This window comes from Brevundimonas sp. TWP2-1, assembly GCF_049897645.1.
Classification (GTDB): Bacteria; Pseudomonadota; Alphaproteobacteria; order Caulobacterales; family Caulobacteraceae; genus Brevundimonas.
In genome coordinates, this window is record NZ_JAFCWR010000001.1 from 54,293 (window position 1) to 69,948 (window position 15,656).

The window sequence follows — 15,656 nt, forward strand, 5'->3', positions numbered from 1 at the left end:
CTCCTTGGCGAATACGCTCGCAGAAAATCCTAAAGAAACCGTGCGGCGAAGCTTGCTCAATCAGCAGGCTGTCGGAGCGCCGTCACAGAATCCGTGCAAGGATCGCAAAACGCGTTCCAGAACGAGGTCGCCCTTACTCCATGCCTTACGAAGTCTCGCCATCGCCCGTCGCGCCGGTTTCCACCTCGCGCCTGTGGACGGTAGGCGCCAGCATCGGCATCGCCATCGTGATCCTGCTGGTCCTGGCGATCCTGCATCCCGAGCTGGCGAACTGGCTGGTCGGCGGGGCCGTGGTCGTGGCGGCTTCGGCCTGGCTTCTGAATATGTCGGAAACGGCGGCGACGGCTCCGACAGCGAATGACTCCGCCGCAGCGGAGTCTTCCACGGATGTAGTGACGGGCGACCTGCTGGATCGGGTGTTCGAGGCGCTGGACGACCCGGTGCTGGTCGTCAGCGGGGGCGAGCCGGACGACATCGCCGGCCGGCGCATCGTCATGGCCAATGGCGCCGCGCGCGACCTGTTGCGGATTCAGCGTCAGGGCGCCCTGCTGGTTCAGGTCATTCGTGAGCCCGGGGTGCTGGAGGCGGTCGACGAGGCCCTGTTTGGCGGCACGGCGCGCACCACGGACTATGCCACGGGCGGTCAGAGAGATCGACGCTGGCGGGCCTGGACCCGGCCCCTGTCGGTCGAGACAAGCACGGCGCCGGGGGCGGAACTGGCCCTGCTGATCCTGCGTGACGAGACCGACGCGCGGCGTACCGAGATGATGCGCGTCGATTTCCTGGCCAACGCCAGCCATGAACTGCGCACGCCGCTGGCCTCGCTGAGCGGCTTCATTGAGACGCTTAAGGGCCATGCCCGCGACGACGTCGCCGCAAGAGACCGGTTCCTCGACATCATGTCGGCCCAGGCGGATCGGATGGGTCGTCTGGTGGCGGACCTGCTGTCGCTGAGCCGCATCGAACTGAACGAGCATATTCCGCCCTCGGGCCGGGTCGATCTGGACCGCGCAGCCTCCGACGTGGTGGACGCCATCAGCGTGCTGACGCGCGAAAAGGAGATCGTCATCGTCCTGGATCAGGGCGAGGCGAGGGCGTCGATCAGCGGGGATCGCGACGAGATACTGCAGGTCGTGCAGAACCTGCTGGATAACGCCGTCAAATATTCGTCCCGGAGCGGGACAGTCGAGATTTCGGTCCGTTCGGACCTGTCCTTCGACGAGGCCTGGGCGTCGCGCATGCCCGGCGCGACCCGACTGCCGCTGGTCACGCCGGACCGCGCGTCCGGTATCTCCTATGCCGCCGTGACGGTGCGGGATCATGGACCGGGCATGGCGCGCGAACACCTTCCACGCCTGACCGAGCGCTTTTATCGCGTTGAAGGCCAGAAGAGCGGTGAGCGGCAGGGGACCGGCCTGGGGCTAGCCATCGTCAAGCACATCATCAATCGGCACCAGGGCGGCCTGGTCGTCGAAAGCGCGCCGGGCATGGGCGCCGCCTTCACCGCCTGGTTCCCCCAGCCGATCGAGCGGCGCTAGAGCCGCAGGGACCGTCGCTGTCACCCAACTGTCATCGACCCGTCGTAATCCGCTGAACATTCGCAGGCAGTAGTCGCGCCGCGTCGGTCCCGATGTTCAGGACCTTCGCCGATTCGCGCACGGCGCTTCGGACTTCTGAATGATCTGGATTTATCTGCTGATCCTCATCGCGCTGAGCGCGGCCGCCTTCGTTGGCGGACGCGAGCTTGCGCGTCGTCGCGCGATCGGCGCCAAACCCCATTCCCGGCCCGGCCAGCACGGCGCCTACGCCCTTATCTGGGTCGCGGCGCCCGCTTTGCTGGTGCTGATCCTGGCCTCGGTCTTCTCTGCGCCGTTGCAGCGCCAGTTGACCGCCGTCGGCACGCCTGACGCCGTCGCCGCCCTGGAACACTTCCGCCGCGACGCCTTCTTCGCCGACGCCCACCGCGTCGGTCGTGGCGAGCCTGCCCTGCAGATCTGGGAGCGCCCGCTGGCCGAACATCTGCCGGTCGAGGCGCGCCGCATGGTCCGAATCGAGCGCACCCTGTCCTGGGGCGGCGGGATCGCCGCCATCCTGGCCGCCATCCTGGGCGGCCTGTTCGCCCTGACCCAGATCAAGCCCCAGACCCGCGCCCGCAACCGGGTCGAGGGCTGGATCTACGGCGCCCTGTTCGTCTGCTCGGCCATCGCCGTCCTGACGACGCTTGGCATCATCGCCTCTCTGGCCTTCGACAGCTTCCGCTTCTTCCAGAAGGTGCCGATCCTCGACTTCCTGTTCGGCACGCAATGGAGCCCCCAGATCGCCATCCGCGCCGATCAGGTCGGGTCGTCGGGCGCCTTCGGGGCCGTGCCCCTGTTCGCCGGCACCCTGCTGATCATGGTGATCGCCATGTGCGTCGCCGCGCCCATCGGCCTGTTTTCAGCCATCTATCTGTCGGAATACGCTGGCCGCACGACGCGCGCGGTGATCAAGCCGCTGCTGGAGATTCTCGCCGGCGTGCCGACCGTCGTCTACGGCTTCTTCGCCGCCCTGACGGTGGGGCCGCTGCTGCGGGTCTTCTTCAACGAGATCGGGCTGTTCCTGATCGGCGGGCCGCTGGACGGCTTGGGCCAATATCTGGCGCTGGTTCAGAACCAGATGGCCCTGACGGCCGGCGCCGTGATGGGCATCATGCTGATCCCCTTCGTGTCGTCCCTGTCCGACGACATCCTGAACGCCGTGCCTCAGTCTCTGCGCGACGGCTCGTTCGCCATGGGCGCCACCAAGTCCGAGACGGTGAAGCGGGTTCTGCTGCCCGCCGCCTTGCCGGGCATCGCCGGCGCCCTGTTGCTGGCCGTGTCGCGGGCGATCGGCGAGACCATGATCGTGACCATGGCCGCAGGCCTGGCCGCCAACCTGACCTTCAATCCTCTCGACACCGTGACGACCGTCACCGTGCAGATCGTGACCCTTCTGACCGGCGACCAGGAGTTCAACAGCGCCAAGACCCTGTCGGCCTTCGGCCTGGGCCTGACCCTGTTCCTGGTGACTCTGGTGCTGAACATCATCGCCCACCGGATCGTCCAGACCTATCGGGAACAATATGACTGACGCGACCCCCGATCGGATCGACGGCGTGGCCGCCAAGGGGCGGCTGGATCGTCTGCGCGCGGGCCTGAAGCGTCGGCACGCCAAGGAAACCCGCTTCAAATGGTATGGCCGTCTGGCCATCGCCGCCGCCATGCTGTTCCTGGCGGTCCTCCTGGTCCGCATCGTCGAACAGGGCCACACCGCCTTCTACACCCACACGGTGACGGTGCCGGTCTATATGGACCCGGCGCGCGTCGATCGCACCTATCCCCAAGGCTCCAACTTCGAACAGTTGGCCGCTGAGCAGCAACTGGCCCGTATGGGCATTCAGGACGACGCGGCTGGGACGAGGGCTGCACAGATGAAGCGGCTGTTCTCGTCGGAACTGAAGTTCGTGGCCGCCGATCTGGTCGCCAAGCGCAGTGAAGTCATCGGCGAAACGGTGCCCTTGGCCGTGCCCCTGTCCGACGACGCCGACCTGTATCTGAAGGGCGAAATCTCCAGGGATACGCCCGAGGATCAACGCCGCCTGACCGACCAGCAGATCGCCTGGCTGGACCGGATGCAGACCGAGGGCGTCATAGGCTCGCACTTCAACACCGCCCTGTTCACCAACGGCGACTCGACCCAGCCGGAACTGGCAGGCGTGCTGGGCGCCGTGGTCGGCTCGGCCCTGATGCTGATGGTCACGGCCCTTATCGCCATTCCGCTGGGCGTCGGCGCCGCCATCTGGCTGGAAGAGTTCGCGCCCAAGAACAAGCTGACCGACATCATTGAGGTCAACATCAACAACCTCGCGGCCGTGCCGTCGATCGTCTACGGCCTCCTGGGGCTGGCCCTTTTCATCAACTGGATGCACCTGCCGCGCGCCAGTCCGATCGTCGGCGGTCTGGTCCTGGCCCTGATGGCGCTGCCGACCCTGGTCATCGCCACACGCTCGGCCCTGAAGGCGGTGCCGCCGTCGATCCGCGAGGCCGCCCTGGCCATGGGCGCGTCCAAGACGCAGACGGTGTTCAGCCATGTCCTGCCGCTGGCCATGCCCGGCGTCATGACCGGCGCCATCATCTCCATGGCCCACGCCCTGGGTGAGACCGCGCCGCTGCTGCTGATCGGCATGGTCAGCTTCGTGCCCGGCGTGCCGGCGGCCATAGACCAGCCGGTCGGGGCGCTGCCTTCGCTGATCTACATCTGGGAGAACGCCTCGGAGCGGGCGTTCCACGAACGCACCGCCGCGGCGATCATCGTCCTGCTGGTCTTCATGATCATCATGAACGCGGCGGCCATCATCCTGAGGCGGCGCTTCGAGCGCCGGTGGTAAGAGAATGAAATTCCGTATTTTCCGCTCCGCCGAAGACCAGTCCGGCGCCGGCCCGGTCGATCCGACCGAGACCCCGCGCATGGGCGGCCAGGTCCTGCCCGAAGTCACGCCGTCCAAAGCCCGCGCTGCCGCCGAGCCGCGTCTCGAAGACGCAACGCCCGTGTCGAACGCCACCGTCGTGGACAGCCCGCCGGTCGGCCCGATCAAGATCGCCGCGCGCGATGTCTCCGTCTTCTATGAGGGCAAGCAGGCGCTCTACGACGTCTCGCTGGATATCCCGGACAAGACCGTCACGGCCCTGATCGGGCCGTCGGGTTGCGGCAAGTCGACCTTCCTGCGGACGATGAACCGCATGAACGACACCATCGCCGGAGCCAAGGTCACCGGTCGAATCGCGATGGACGACGAGGACATCAACGACCGCTCCATCGACCCGGTGCTGCTGCGCGCCCGTGTCGGCATGGTGTTCCAGCGACCGAACCCCTTCCCCAAATCGATCTACGAGAACGTCGCCTACGGACCCAAGATCCACGGCCTGGTCTCGTCCAAGGCCGAGATGGACGACGTGGTCGAAAAGGCCCTGAAGCGCGCCGGCTTGTGGGAAGAGGTCGCCGACCGCCTGCAATCGTCGGCCATGGGCCTGTCGGGCGGTCAGCAGCAGCGTCTGGTCATCGCCCGCGCCATCGCCGTGAACCCCGAAGTGATCCTGATGGACGAGCCTTGCTCGGCCTTGGATCCCATCGCTACGGCGCGGATCGAGGAACTGATCGACGAACTGCGCGAGCGGTTCTGCATCGTCATCGTCACCCACTCGATGGCCCAGGCCGCGCGGGTGTCGCAACGCACCGCCTTCTTCCACATGGGCCGTCTGGTCGAGACCGGGGATACGGAAGACATCTTCCAGAATCCGCGCGAACGGCGCACGCTCGACTATATCACGGGACGCTTCGGCTAATCCGATGAACCAGCACACGGTCAAGGCCTACGGTGACGAGCTGAACCAGATCACGGCGGAGGTCGCCCGCATGGGCGGCCTCGCCGAGGCCCAGGTGGCTGACGCCATCGATTCCGTCGCCCGGCGCGACATCGCCCTGGCGCGCGCCGTCGTGGAACGCGACCTGAAGCTCGACGCCCTGCATCGCGACATCGAGAAGAAGGCCATTCGCCTGATCGCCCTGCGCCAGCCGGTCGCCAGCGACCTGCGTCGCACCTTGGGCGCCATGAAGATCGCCACCGATCTGGAGCGCACCGGCGACCTGGCCAAGAACATCGCCAAGCGCGCGCTGATCCTGGCCGAGGGCGAGCCGATGCAGCCGCTGACCCGTTCGATCGAGCGGATGGGCCGGCTGGTCTCGACCCGTTTGCGCGACGTGCTGGACGCCTACACCGCGTCGGAACTGGATCGCGCTGTCGCCGTCTGGCAGACCGACGACGAGGTGGACGAGCACTACAACGCCCTTTTCCGCGAACTGCTGACCTACATGATGGGCGACCCACGCACGATCGGCGCCTGCACCCATCTGCTGTTCATGGCCAAGAACCTGGAACGGATCGGCGACCACGCGACCAATATCGCCGAGACCGTCCACTACGAGATCACGGGCGAAGACATCGTGGGCGAACGCCCGCGCGCCCAACCCACGGCCGAGGATTCCGATCCGACGCCGAACCTTTCGACGCACTGAGCCGAGACCGGAGACACGACGTGCAGCCTTATATCCTTGTGATGGAAGACGAGGACGCGCTGGCGACCCTTCTTCAGTACAACCTCGAAAAGGAAGGCTACGACGTCGCCGTCGCCGCCGACGGCGAGGAAGGCATGCTCCAGATCGATGAGCGCCTGCCTGACCTAGTTCTGCTTGATTGGATGCTGCCCAAACTGTCGGGCATCGAGGTCTGCCGCCGCATCCGCGGCAAGGCCGAGACCCGCAACCTGCCGATCATCATGCTGACGGCGCGCGGCGAGGAGAGCGATCGGGTTCGGGGTCTGGACACCGGCGCCGACGACTATCTGACCAAGCCCTTCTCGATGGTCGAGTTGATCGCGCGCATCCGCGCCGTCCTGCGTCGCATCCGACCCGGCCTGGCCGACGACCGTCTGAACCACGGCGACATCATCATCGACCGCGTCTCGCACCGGGTGAAGCGTTCGGGTCAGGAAGTGCACCTCGGCCCGACCGAGTTCCGCCTGCTGGACCACTTCATGCAGCATCCTGGCCGGGTGTTCAGTCGCGAACAGCTGCTGGACGCGGTCTGGGGCTCGGACGTCTATGTCGAGGCCCGCACCGTCGACGTCCACGTCGGCCGCCTGCGCAAGGCCCTGGCCATCGCCGACGAAAGCGCAAACCCGATACGCACCGTGCGGTCAGCGGGCTATTCGCTGGATCTGGAAGGCTGATCTTTCAGATTTCGATCTGCTGTCCGCGATAGAGCAGGCGCAAAATACGAACCTCGCCTTTGTCTTCATCAACGACAAAGACCAGGGTTACGCTTTTCTCGAAGCCGATCAGACGCACGCCAGGCAAGATATCGTCCCGAACTTCCGCACGCATTGGATAATGCGTCAGGCGCAAGCTGAACGACCGAAGTCTTTCCGCGTAACGGTCGGCGGTCTTCCGCCCTGCGTTTTCAGCGACCCAGTCGTAGATGGCGTCGAGGTCGGTAAGGGCGCGCCTCGAAAAGACCAGCCGCCAAGGCTTCAACCGGCGGCCTTTCGGGCGAGATAGCGAGCCTGCACTCCGTCGAAAGCCTCTTCGGCCGAAATGCCCGGCTCGTCGCCTGACTTCCACGCTTCATACGCGGGCCTGACCTCTTCACGCATCCAGGTCGCGATATCCGGGTTCTGACCCAGCAGATAGTTCTCCACGCTCTCCACCACATAGGCTTCGGCGGTTTCGGAAAAGCCCGAGGCGACCTTTGCGTCGATCTCGCGCGCTGTCTCCTCAGGCAATTCGACGGTGATCTTGCGAGTGGCGGCCATGGTGTGATCCTCTCATGAAACCGCCCATGCCGCTACCGGCTCAGATCTGCTCGGCGACCACTTCGTCGGGGTCCAGCGCATAGACCGTGGCGCAGTATTCGCAGGTGACGTGAATCTTGCCGTCATCCTCCAGCATGTCCGTGCGCTCGGTCGGGTCGAAGGAGGCCAAGACCGAGGCGATGCGGCCGCGAGAACAGCGACAAACGGCCGTCAGTTCGCGCGCGCCCTCCAGCCGAACGCCGTCCTCGTGGAACAGGCGGAACAGCAGGGTCTCAGGCGAGATGGTCGGATCGACCAGTTCGTCATCGCCCAGGGTGCCGAACAGGGCGCGGGTGCGGTCCCAGACTTCTTCCGTGGAGCCGCGTGCGTCGTCGCCGGCGATGATCTGAATCATCGCGCCGCCGGTCCGCCACTGCGAACCCGTCTCGGTCTGGACCTGACCTACGGCCAGCCGCACCTTGGTCGGCACCTGTTCGGACTGCTGAAAGTAATGCTCGGCCGCCAGCGACAGGCTCTCGCCCTCGATCGGCGTGATCCCCTGGGTGCGTTCGAAGTCGGGGCCGCGGTCCAGCGTCATGATGAAGACGCCCTGGCCCAGCAGCGATCGGGCGCCGGGACGCGCAAACCCGCTGGATGCCTCGGCGACCTCGGCCTCGTCGTAGCGGCAATAGCCGCGCAAGGACCCGTCGGTGTCATAGTCGGCGACCACATAGCGCACCGGCCCATCGCCCTGGGCCTGAACCAGCAGGCGGCCTTCGAATTTCAGGCTGGAGCCGATCAGGGCCGCCAGGGCGCAGGCCTCGCCCAGCAGGGCGGCGACCGGCTCGGGATAGGCGTGGGCGGCCAGGATCTTGTCGATGGTCGCGCCCAGGCGGACCAGTCGTCCGCGCACGGGCCAGCCCTCGATCTGGAACGCGGCGGCCAGATCGTCGGAAATGGGGGTGTGAGGCGCGTGATCGGTCACGGCGAGGTCCTTTGGCGACGTCATTTCGGGATCGCGGCTATTTAGGCGCCCGAAGGCCCGATGATAAGGGCCCGATGATAAGGGGTTGTCTGTTCCGGCGCGGGAAGGCGTTCTGCGCGATGATTTCTTCTGCCTCGCCAACACTACGGAACCGTTTCCAGCGCGGTTCGCTCTTTTGGCTCAAGCGGAGCCGTCGCTCTGCCTATCACCACGCCAATCACTGAAGAGGTTCCGCCGATGATCCGCGATATCGATCCGATCGAAGAGATTCGCAAACATCCCGGCATCACGGCCGGCAGCCTTGCCGCCGTCGTTCTAGGGGCGGTCGCGGTCGTCTATCTGACGCAACGCAGCGGCCCGACCCGCTATCAGCGCATCAAGACCCGCATCGACCCGCGCGGATGGGTGGATACGTCAGAACTGCGCGACCGTTTCCATGACGCCGTCGACGCCTTCCGCCATCGGGCTGAAGATGCGGGCGAGCGCGCCAGTGAACTGTCACGCGATGCACGCCATCGCGCCGCCGACGCCGCCTATGATGCGCGTGATCGGGCCGATGAATGGTTCCGTGCGGCCCGCAAGAGCTCCAAAAAGGTGTTGAAGAAGCAGGGCAAGACGGCGCGCCGTTATGCCGACGACGCCGGCGCCTATGCTCGCGATCATGCGCGCGAAGGCGGGGCGATCCTGGCCGTCGCTACCATAGCCGCCGCCATCGGCGCGGCCGTGCTGGAAAGCCGTCGTCCCGACAGCCGCGTGCGCCGTATCGTTCGCTTCTGACATTTTCTTGCCGCCCGCCGTGTGAAAATCGCGACGGGCGGCAAGGTTTAAGCGCAACTCAGCCCAATCATCAGCACGGCTTGGCTTTGCCGCAAGCGCGAAGGCCGCTAAGACGCCGCCCATGAGCGCGCGTCCCACACTGATCTTCGACTTCGATTCGACCCTGGTCGATTTCGAGACCCTTGAGGCCCTGGCCGACATCGCCTTGGCCGATGCGCCGGGCGCGGCCGAGACGCGCGCGCAGATCGCAAGTCTGACCGATCAGGCCATGGCCGGAGAGCTTGAGTTCGGCGAGGCTTTGCGCCGCCGCCTGGCCTTGCTGCCCCTGACGCGCGCCCATGTCGCGGCGCTGGCGCAGACAGCCTCGGATCATCTGACGGCCTCCGTTCGCCGCAATCTGAACTTCTTCCAGCAGAACAAGGGCAAGGTCGTCATCCTCTCCGGTGGCTTCCGCGAGGTGATCGCGCCGGTCGCCGAGGAACTGGGCGTCTCGCCCGACCGCATCTTGTGCAACGATCTGGTCTATGACACGGACGACCGCGTGATCGGCGTGGACGACGCCAATCCGCTGTCGCACGCCAACGGCAAGCCGGCCGCCATCCACGCCCTGAACCTGTCGGGCCGGGTGGTCATGATCGGCGACGGCTGGAACGACGCCGAGGTGAAGATCGCCGGCGCCGCCGACGCCTTCTACGCCTTCACCGAGGTGGTGCGCCGCGCGCCGGTGGTTCAGGTCGCCGACGCCGAGGCCGCATCCCTGGACGAGGTGCTGCACGCCGAGGGTCTGGTCGGCCGCTGGTCCTTCCCGCGCAGCCGCATGAAGATGTTGCTGCTGGAAAACATCCACCCCGCCGCCGTCGAGCGGCTGGAGGAGGCGGGTTATTCAGTCGAGACGCAGAAGGGCGCTCTGGACGAGGACGACCTGATCGCCGCCATCAAGGGCGTCCATGTCTTGGGCATCCGCTCCAAAACCACCGTCAGCCGCCGTGTGCTGGAAGAAGCCGATCGCCTGATGGCCGTCGCCGCCTTCTGCATCGGCACGAACCAGATCGATCTGGACGCGGCGTCGGATCACGGCGTGGCGGTGTTCAACGCCCCCTATTCGAACACCCGCTCGGTCGTTGAACTGGCCATCGGCTTGATGATCGTGTTGATGCGCGATGTAGCGGACAAGTCGGCGGCCATGCACGTCGGCAAATGGAACAAGTCTGCGACCGGCTCCAAGGAGTTGCGCGGCAAGACCTTAGGCATCGTCGGCTATGGCGCCATCGGCAGCCAGTTGTCGGTGCTAGCCGAGAACCTGGGCATGCGGGTGCTGTTCTATGACCTGTCGGAACGGCTGGCCTTGGGCAACGCGCGCCGGATGCGCTCGCTGGATGCCCTGCTGGGCGAAAGCGACGTGGTCACCCTGCATGTCGATGGTCGCAAGGACAACGCCAACATCTTCGGCGCGGCCCAGTTCGCCCGGATGAAGGAGGGCGCGCTGTTTCTGAACCTGTCACGCGGCCATGTGGTCGATGTCGGCGCCCTGTCCCAGGCGATGGGATCGGGCCGGGTCGCGGGCGCGGCCGTCGATGTCTTCCCGGAAGAACCCCGCACCAATGCCGATCCGTTCGAAAGCCCGTTGCAGGGCCTGCCCAACATGATCCTGACGCCCCACATCGGCGGCTCGACCGAGGAGGCGCAGGAAGCCATCGCCGAGTTCGCGGCCGAGCGGCTGCTGGGCTATCTGAACCGGGGCGACACGACCTTCAGCGTGAACCTGCCGAACGTGCAGTTGGCCGAGGTGTCCGGCACGCACCGCATCCTGCACATTCACCGGAACCAGCCGGGCGTCCTGGCCGAGTTGAACCGCGCGCTGGCGTCGGCTGGTCTGAACATTCTGGGGCAACACCTGAAGACGGACGAGCGCACCGGCTATGTCATCACTGACGTGGATCGCGACTACGATCCCGAAGCCTTGCGCGAACTCAAGACGGTGCCGGGCACGTTGAAGTTCCGCACTTTGCAGTAGGCGTTCGTTTTTCCTCCGAAGGCTGACGTTGCGGCATCTTGCGCTCTGCGCCAACTGGCGCATCCTGTCCTCCAACGGCCGCGAACCATGACGGCTGCGGGAGGATTCATATGTCACGCTATCTCACCGGCGGCGCCGTCGCCGTTCTGGCTCTCGCCGCCTGCGCCTTTGCAGGCTCGGCCTCGGCCCAGACCTACAACCGTCTCGTCGTGTTCGGCGACAGCCTCAGCGACAACGGCAATCTGTTCCTGATCTCTGGCGGGACCCAGCCGCCGTCGCCGCCCTATGCCCGTCGGTTTTCGAATGGGCCGACGTTTGTGGAGCTGCTGGGCTTCAACGCCGCCAACTTCAACGGCTCGGTGACGGGCAGCATCAACTACGCCTTCGGCGGGTCTCGCACCGACGCCACGGCCGGCGTGCCGTTCGGCATGTTGAACCAGCTGTCGCGCTATACGGCTGCGGGCGGCCGATTCAGCTCGACCGATCTGGTCAGCGTCCTGGGTGGCGCCAACGACATCTTCCAGGGGCTGCCCGTCGCCGGCGCCTCGGCCAGCCCGGTCGCCGCCATCACGCCTGTGGCGACCACGGCCGCCGCCAACATCAACAGCCTTGTGAACACCGTGGCGGGCGCAGGCGCGGGGACGGTCCTGGTCACCAACCTGCCCAAGCTCAGCCTGACGCCTCAGTTCCGCGGTACGACGGCGGCGCCTTTGGCCGACTTCGCCGTCACGACCTTCAACACTGCGCTTCAGACCAATCTGACCGCAACGGCCGCCGCTCGCCCGGGCAGCAACATCATCATGATGGACCTGTTCAAGGTTAGCGATACCCTGGCCGCCAATCCGGGCCAGTTCGGCATCACCAACATCACCCAGCCCTGCTTCAATGGGGTGACGGTGTGCTCGAATCCGGACAGCTATTTCTACTTCGACGGCGTCCACCCGACCGCGACTGGGCATAGGATCATCGCCCAGCTGGCGACCGACTATCTCTACTACGGCGATATCGGCGCCCAATCGACGCTGCAGGGCGAGACGACCTATCGTCACCGCGAGGATGCCCTGGACGCCGCCGGCGAGGCCCTGTCGGGCCGCGAGGCTTGGGAAGCCGGAGTGTCGATCACCACGGCGGCCCTGATCGACAGCGTGGACACGGATGCGCGCGGCTCAGTCACCGAATCGTCCAGCGACGGCTGGGGCGGACGGATCGCGCTGGAGGCCGGACCGTCGGCCAACTGGCGCTTCGGCCTGGCCGGCACGGCCCGCAATACCGACGTCGAGAGCCAGGCTCTGAACTTCAACGTCGAAAGCTTCGGCCTGGACGTCTATGGCGGCTGGCGCTCGGGGGGCGTCTTCGTCAATGCAGCGATCGGCGTGGCGCGCGACAATATCGACGACATCAAACGCCTGACAAGCCTGGCGCCTATCGTCCATACCGCCGAGACGCGGGCGCTCAGCACAGGCGCTCGGCTTCAGGGCGGGGTGTGGTTCGACATGGGCGGCATCGCCCTGTCGCCCCGCGCGGCCCTGGCCTACGTCTCCAGCGACGTGGACGGCTATTATGAGCAGGGCGTCGCGGCCCAGTATCAGTATGGCGACCGCACGGTGAAGGCCCTGACCGGCGAGGTCGCCCTTCGCGCCGAGGCCGAAATGGGCCGGTTCGGCGTGTTCGCCGAGGGGGGCTATCGTGACGCCCTGGACGACAGCTCCGATCCGGTCCGCGTCGGCATCTACAACAACCCCGCCCAGGTGCTGTCGCGCGAGATCGACGATCCGTTCGGCGGTCAGTTCCTGGCGTCTGCGGGCGTCGAGGGCGCGGTCGGCCCGGTCAAGGTGACTGTCGGCTATCGCGGACGCTTCGGCGACCATGCCGACAGTCACATGGGCGGCATTCAACTGACGTTGCCACTCTAAATCCTTCTTTCTCCCATTGGGAGAAGGTGGCCCGGAGGGCCGGATGAGGGGCGGGCGGTGGGCCAGGTCGCACCGCCCGACCCTCACCCTTTGGCGGCTTCGCGCCGCCCTTCGGGTCGCGCCAGAACGACGGGTGGGCCGTCGTGCGCTCAAGCCCTCTCCCAACGGGAGAGGGACGACTGTTCTAACGCCCCTTCTTGCGCACCCACATGGCGGCGTCCGCCTCGGTCAACCAGGCCTCGGCGTCGGTATGGCCGTCCCAGGCGCGCACGCCGAACGAACCGCCCAGTTCGGTCTTCTGGCCGTCCCAGACGAAGCCTTCGGTCTTCAAGGCCTCGGACAACTGCCGCGCCTTGGCCCGGCCCTCTTCGTAGCCCGCGTGCAGCATCAGCAGCGCGAACTCGTCGCCGCCCAGCCGACCCACGGCGTCCGACTCGCGCAGATTGGCCAAGAACAGCTCCGCCACCGCCACCAGGGCCGCATCGCCGGCGGCATGGCCCAGCCGGTCGTTGACGCTCTTGAACCCGTCCATGTCCAGATACAGCAGCACCGCCGGCACCCCGTGCCGCTGGCAATAGGCCATGGTCCGCTGAAGCGCCGTGACGAAACCGCGCCGGTTCAGGGCAGGCGTCAGGACATCGTGGTCGGCTGCGGCCTCGGCGGCGGCGGCGCGCGTCTTCCACGCTTCCAGCTCGACGCGCAGGCGCTCGATCTCGGCGGTCAGGTCGTGTTCGGCCACGTCGGTCACGGCGCAGGGATGGCTCCGATGGCGCGACTCAGTCTGCGTCGCGCGGTCGAACGATGGTAGAGCGTGATCCGCCGACATTGAAGGCCGACAATAAGGGCCTGGAGGCGTGAAACCGCCCGCGTGCGGTTGCGGGCGTCACCCGCGTGCTGTAACGGGCGCCTTTCCGCGAGGGGCCTTACAGACATGGCGACTTCCGCACCGTCGGTGGCGATCATCATGGGCAGCCGGTCCGACTGGCCGACCATGAAGCTGGCCGCCGACCGCCTGGACCAGCTGGGCGTCGCCTGGCAGGCCAAGGTCGTCAGCGCGCACCGCACGCCCCAACGCCTGGTCGAGTTCGCCACGGGCGCCAAGGCCGCAGGATACAAGATCATCATCGCGGGAGCAGGCGGCGCCGCCCACCTGCCGGGCATGGCCGCCTCCATGACCGAACTGCCGGTGCTGGGCGTGCCGGTCCAGTCCAAGGCCCTGAAGGGCATGGATAGTCTGCTGTCCATCGTGCAGATGCCCGCCGGCGTGCCCGTGGCGACCCTGGCCATCGGCGAGGCGGGCGCCGCCAACGCCGGCATTCTGGCCGCACAGATACTGGCGTTGTCGGACGAAGCCCTAGCAGAGCGCCTGGTCGCCTTCCGCACCGCACAGACCGATTCCATCGCCGAAACCGTCGAGGACTGAGTGCCAGATCTGCCGCTTTCCCCCGGTTCGACCCTCGGCATCATCGGCGGAGGCCAGCTGGGCCGGATGCTTAGCCAGGCCGCCTCGCGCCTGGGCTTTGATGTCGTCATTCTGGACCCCGAGGCTGACAGCCCGGCCGGCCGTGTCTCCGCGCACCAGATCGTCGCCGCCTATGATGATCCTGACGCCCTGACCGCCCTGGGCCGCGCCGCCGACGTGGTCACTTTCGAATTCGAGAACGTCCCCGCCGATTCTATCGAACGCCTGGCCGAGGCCGGCGCCCTGGTCGCGCCCGGCCCGACCGCCTTGCGCGTGTCGCAGGACCGGGTAGACGAGAAGACCTTCCTCAACGCCGTGGGCGCCCCGACGGTCGCCTTCGCCGTCGTCGATACGCTGGACGATCTGGTCGTCGGCCTGACGACCCTGGGCGTGCCGGCCCTGCTGAAGACTCGCCGCGAAGGCTATGACGGCAAGGGCCAGGTCTGGATTCACGCCATCGAGGACGCGCCCGCCGCCCTGGAAAGCCTGGGCGGCCGCCCGGCCATTCTGGAAGCCAAGGCGACCTTCGTGCGCGAACTGTCGGTTATCGCCGCCCGCGACTGGGACGGCCATATGGCTGTCTATCCGCTGGGCGAGAACCGGCACGAGGGCGGCGTCCTGCGCACCACCCTGGCCCCCGCCGCCGTGGACGAAAAGACCCAGGTCCGCGCCCGGGCGATCGCCGAAGCGATTCTGGACGGGCTGGACTATGTCGGCGTGGTGGGGGTCGAACTGTTCGACCTGGGAGACGACGTCCTGCTGGTCAACGAGATCGCTCCGCGCGTCCACAACACCGGCCACTGGACCCAGGACGGCTGCGTCTGCGACCAGTTTGAACAGCATATCCGCGCCGTCGCCGGCTGGCCGCTTGGCCCGACGACCGCCCACGCCCGCATCGAAATGATCAACCTGCTGGGCGACGAGGTCGAGGACTGGCGCAAGCTGTCGGCTAAGTCCGACGAACGCCTGCACCTCTACGGCAAGGCCGAAGCGCGGCCGGGCCGCAAGATGGCGCACGTGAATAGGGTGTTGGGGGCGGTCTGATATTTGAGTTGTGTCCAACACAACTCGTGTCATGTTCGAGCCATGTCGCTGTCACTTGCTCTCTCGCTTGCGCTTCTGCTGGCCTCAACCTCGGCCG

At 66.5% G+C, this 15,656-nt stretch carries 15 protein-coding genes; 11 read left to right on the forward strand and 4 right to left on the reverse strand.

The genetic code is table 11. The annotated features are described in order from the left end of the window. Nucleotides 1–140: 140 nt before the first annotated feature. From ACP7BH_RS00260 to phoB, 6 genes are all read left to right on the forward strand, one after another. Entirely contained in the window at nucleotides 141–1,538 is a 1,398-nt protein-coding gene (locus ACP7BH_RS00260) for an ATP-binding protein (RefSeq protein ID WP_425984670.1), read from the forward strand. 139 nt (nucleotides 1,539–1,677) lie between these two features. Continuing rightward, on the forward strand, nucleotides 1,678–3,108 hold the full coding sequence (pstC, locus tag ACP7BH_RS00265) for a phosphate ABC transporter permease subunit PstC (RefSeq protein ID WP_425984668.1): 1,431 nt from the start codon (nucleotides 1,678–1,680) through the stop codon (nucleotides 3,106–3,108). Beyond that, nucleotides 3,101–4,405: a phosphate ABC transporter permease PstA gene (gene pstA, locus ACP7BH_RS00270; protein ID WP_425984666.1), complete on the forward strand. Its 1,305-nt coding sequence runs from the start codon at nucleotides 3,101–3,103 to the stop codon at nucleotides 4,403–4,405. The genes pstC and pstA overlap by 8 nt, the downstream gene beginning before the upstream one ends. Nucleotides 4,406–4,409: 4 nt before the next feature. Beyond that, nucleotides 4,410–5,360 carry a phosphate ABC transporter ATP-binding protein PstB gene (gene pstB, locus ACP7BH_RS00275; RefSeq protein WP_409715866.1) on the forward strand — a complete coding sequence of 317 codons (951 nt, stop codon included), beginning with the start codon at nucleotides 4,410–4,412 and terminating at the stop codon, nucleotides 5,358–5,360. A 4-nt stretch (nucleotides 5,361–5,364) separates the two neighbouring features. Continuing rightward, entirely contained in the window at nucleotides 5,365–6,090 is a 726-nt protein-coding gene (gene phoU / locus ACP7BH_RS00280) for a phosphate signaling complex protein PhoU (protein WP_346496427.1), read from the forward strand. Nucleotides 6,091–6,110: 20 nt separating this feature from the next. Continuing rightward, the gene (gene phoB / locus ACP7BH_RS00285) at nucleotides 6,111–6,803 is read left to right on the forward strand and encodes a phosphate regulon transcriptional regulator PhoB (RefSeq protein ID WP_135195153.1); all 693 of its coding nucleotides are present in this window, start codon (nucleotides 6,111–6,113) and stop codon (nucleotides 6,801–6,803) included. A 4-nt stretch (nucleotides 6,804–6,807) separates the two neighbouring features. Here the strand turns inward: phoB and ACP7BH_RS00290 are convergent, their stop codons facing one another. From ACP7BH_RS00290 to ACP7BH_RS00300, 3 genes are read right to left on the reverse strand one after another with little or no spacing between them, the layout of a single operon-like run. Beyond that, on the reverse strand, nucleotides 6,808–7,107 hold the full coding sequence (locus tag ACP7BH_RS00290) for a type II toxin-antitoxin system RelE/ParE family toxin (protein WP_425984664.1): 300 nt from the start codon (nucleotides 7,105–7,107) through the stop codon (nucleotides 6,808–6,810). Beyond that, nucleotides 7,104–7,385, reverse strand: a complete 282-nt coding sequence (locus tag ACP7BH_RS00295) for a ribbon-helix-helix domain-containing protein (protein WP_425984662.1) — start codon at nucleotides 7,383–7,385, stop codon at nucleotides 7,104–7,106. Before ACP7BH_RS00295 ends, ACP7BH_RS00290 begins: the two co-directional genes overlap by 4 nt. Before the next feature lie 40 nt (nucleotides 7,386–7,425). After that, complete coding sequence (locus ACP7BH_RS00300) at nucleotides 7,426–8,349, reverse strand: Hsp33 family molecular chaperone (protein ID WP_425984660.1); 924 nt, start codon at nucleotides 8,347–8,349, stop codon at nucleotides 7,426–7,428. Between the two features lie 237 nt (nucleotides 8,350–8,586). Here ACP7BH_RS00300 and ACP7BH_RS00305 point away from each other — a divergent pair, with 237 nt between their 5' ends. From ACP7BH_RS00305 to ACP7BH_RS00315, 3 genes are all read left to right on the forward strand, one after another. Continuing rightward, a complete protein-coding gene (locus ACP7BH_RS00305) occupies nucleotides 8,587–9,126 on the forward strand; it encodes a hypothetical protein (protein WP_425984659.1) in 540 nt (179 codons plus the stop codon). Nucleotides 9,127–9,247: 121 nt separating this feature from the next. Beyond that, nucleotides 9,248–11,140 (forward strand): phosphoglycerate dehydrogenase, encoded by a 1,893-nt coding sequence (gene serA, locus ACP7BH_RS00310; RefSeq protein ID WP_425984657.1) that lies wholly within the window; start codon nucleotides 9,248–9,250, stop codon nucleotides 11,138–11,140. Nucleotides 11,141–11,250: 110 nt separating this feature from the next. Then, complete coding sequence (locus ACP7BH_RS00315; protein WP_425984655.1) at nucleotides 11,251–13,053, forward strand: autotransporter domain-containing protein; 1,803 nt, start codon at nucleotides 11,251–11,253, stop codon at nucleotides 13,051–13,053. Nucleotides 13,054–13,237: 184 nt separating this feature from the next. On the opposite strand, the gene ACP7BH_RS00320 is transcribed toward ACP7BH_RS00315, so the two are convergent. Beyond that, complete coding sequence (locus ACP7BH_RS00320) at nucleotides 13,238–13,801, reverse strand: GGDEF domain-containing protein (protein ID WP_425984653.1); 564 nt, start codon at nucleotides 13,799–13,801, stop codon at nucleotides 13,238–13,240. Nucleotides 13,802–13,984: 183 nt separating this feature from the next. Between ACP7BH_RS00320 and purE the strand changes: the two genes are divergently transcribed. Further along, nucleotides 13,985–14,476: a 5-(carboxyamino)imidazole ribonucleotide mutase gene (gene purE, locus ACP7BH_RS00325; protein ID WP_425984651.1), complete on the forward strand. Its 492-nt coding sequence runs from the start codon at nucleotides 13,985–13,987 to the stop codon at nucleotides 14,474–14,476. After that, entirely contained in the window at nucleotides 14,477–15,559 is a 1,083-nt protein-coding gene (locus tag ACP7BH_RS00330) for a 5-(carboxyamino)imidazole ribonucleotide synthase (protein WP_425984649.1), read from the forward strand. Nucleotides 15,560–15,656: the final 97 nt, after the last annotated feature.

Coding starts and splice junctions, on each gene's coding strand:
- ACP7BH_RS00260 (WP_425984670.1), top strand. CDS start 141: ATGCCTTACGAAGTCTCGCCATCGCCCGTCGCGCCGGTTTCCACCTCG.
- pstC (WP_425984668.1), top strand. CDS start 1,678: ATGATCTGGATTTATCTGCTGATCCTCATCGCGCTGAGCGCGGCCGCC.
- pstA (WP_425984666.1), top strand. CDS start 3,101: ATGACTGACGCGACCCCCGATCGGATCGACGGCGTGGCCGCCAAGGGG.
- pstB (WP_409715866.1), top strand. CDS start 4,410: ATGAAATTCCGTATTTTCCGCTCCGCCGAAGACCAGTCCGGCGCCGGC.
- phoU (WP_346496427.1), top strand. CDS start 5,365: ATGAACCAGCACACGGTCAAGGCCTACGGTGACGAGCTGAACCAGATC.
- ACP7BH_RS00295 (WP_425984662.1), bottom strand. CDS start 7,385: ATGGCCGCCACTCGCAAGATCACCGTCGAATTGCCTGAGGAGACAGCG.
- ACP7BH_RS00305 (WP_425984659.1), top strand. CDS start 8,587: ATGATCCGCGATATCGATCCGATCGAAGAGATTCGCAAACATCCCGGC.
- serA (WP_425984657.1), top strand. CDS start 9,248: ATGAGCGCGCGTCCCACACTGATCTTCGACTTCGATTCGACCCTGGTC.
- ACP7BH_RS00315 (WP_425984655.1), top strand. CDS start 11,251: ATGTCACGCTATCTCACCGGCGGCGCCGTCGCCGTTCTGGCTCTCGCC.
- purE (WP_425984651.1), top strand. CDS start 13,985: ATGGCGACTTCCGCACCGTCGGTGGCGATCATCATGGGCAGCCGGTCC.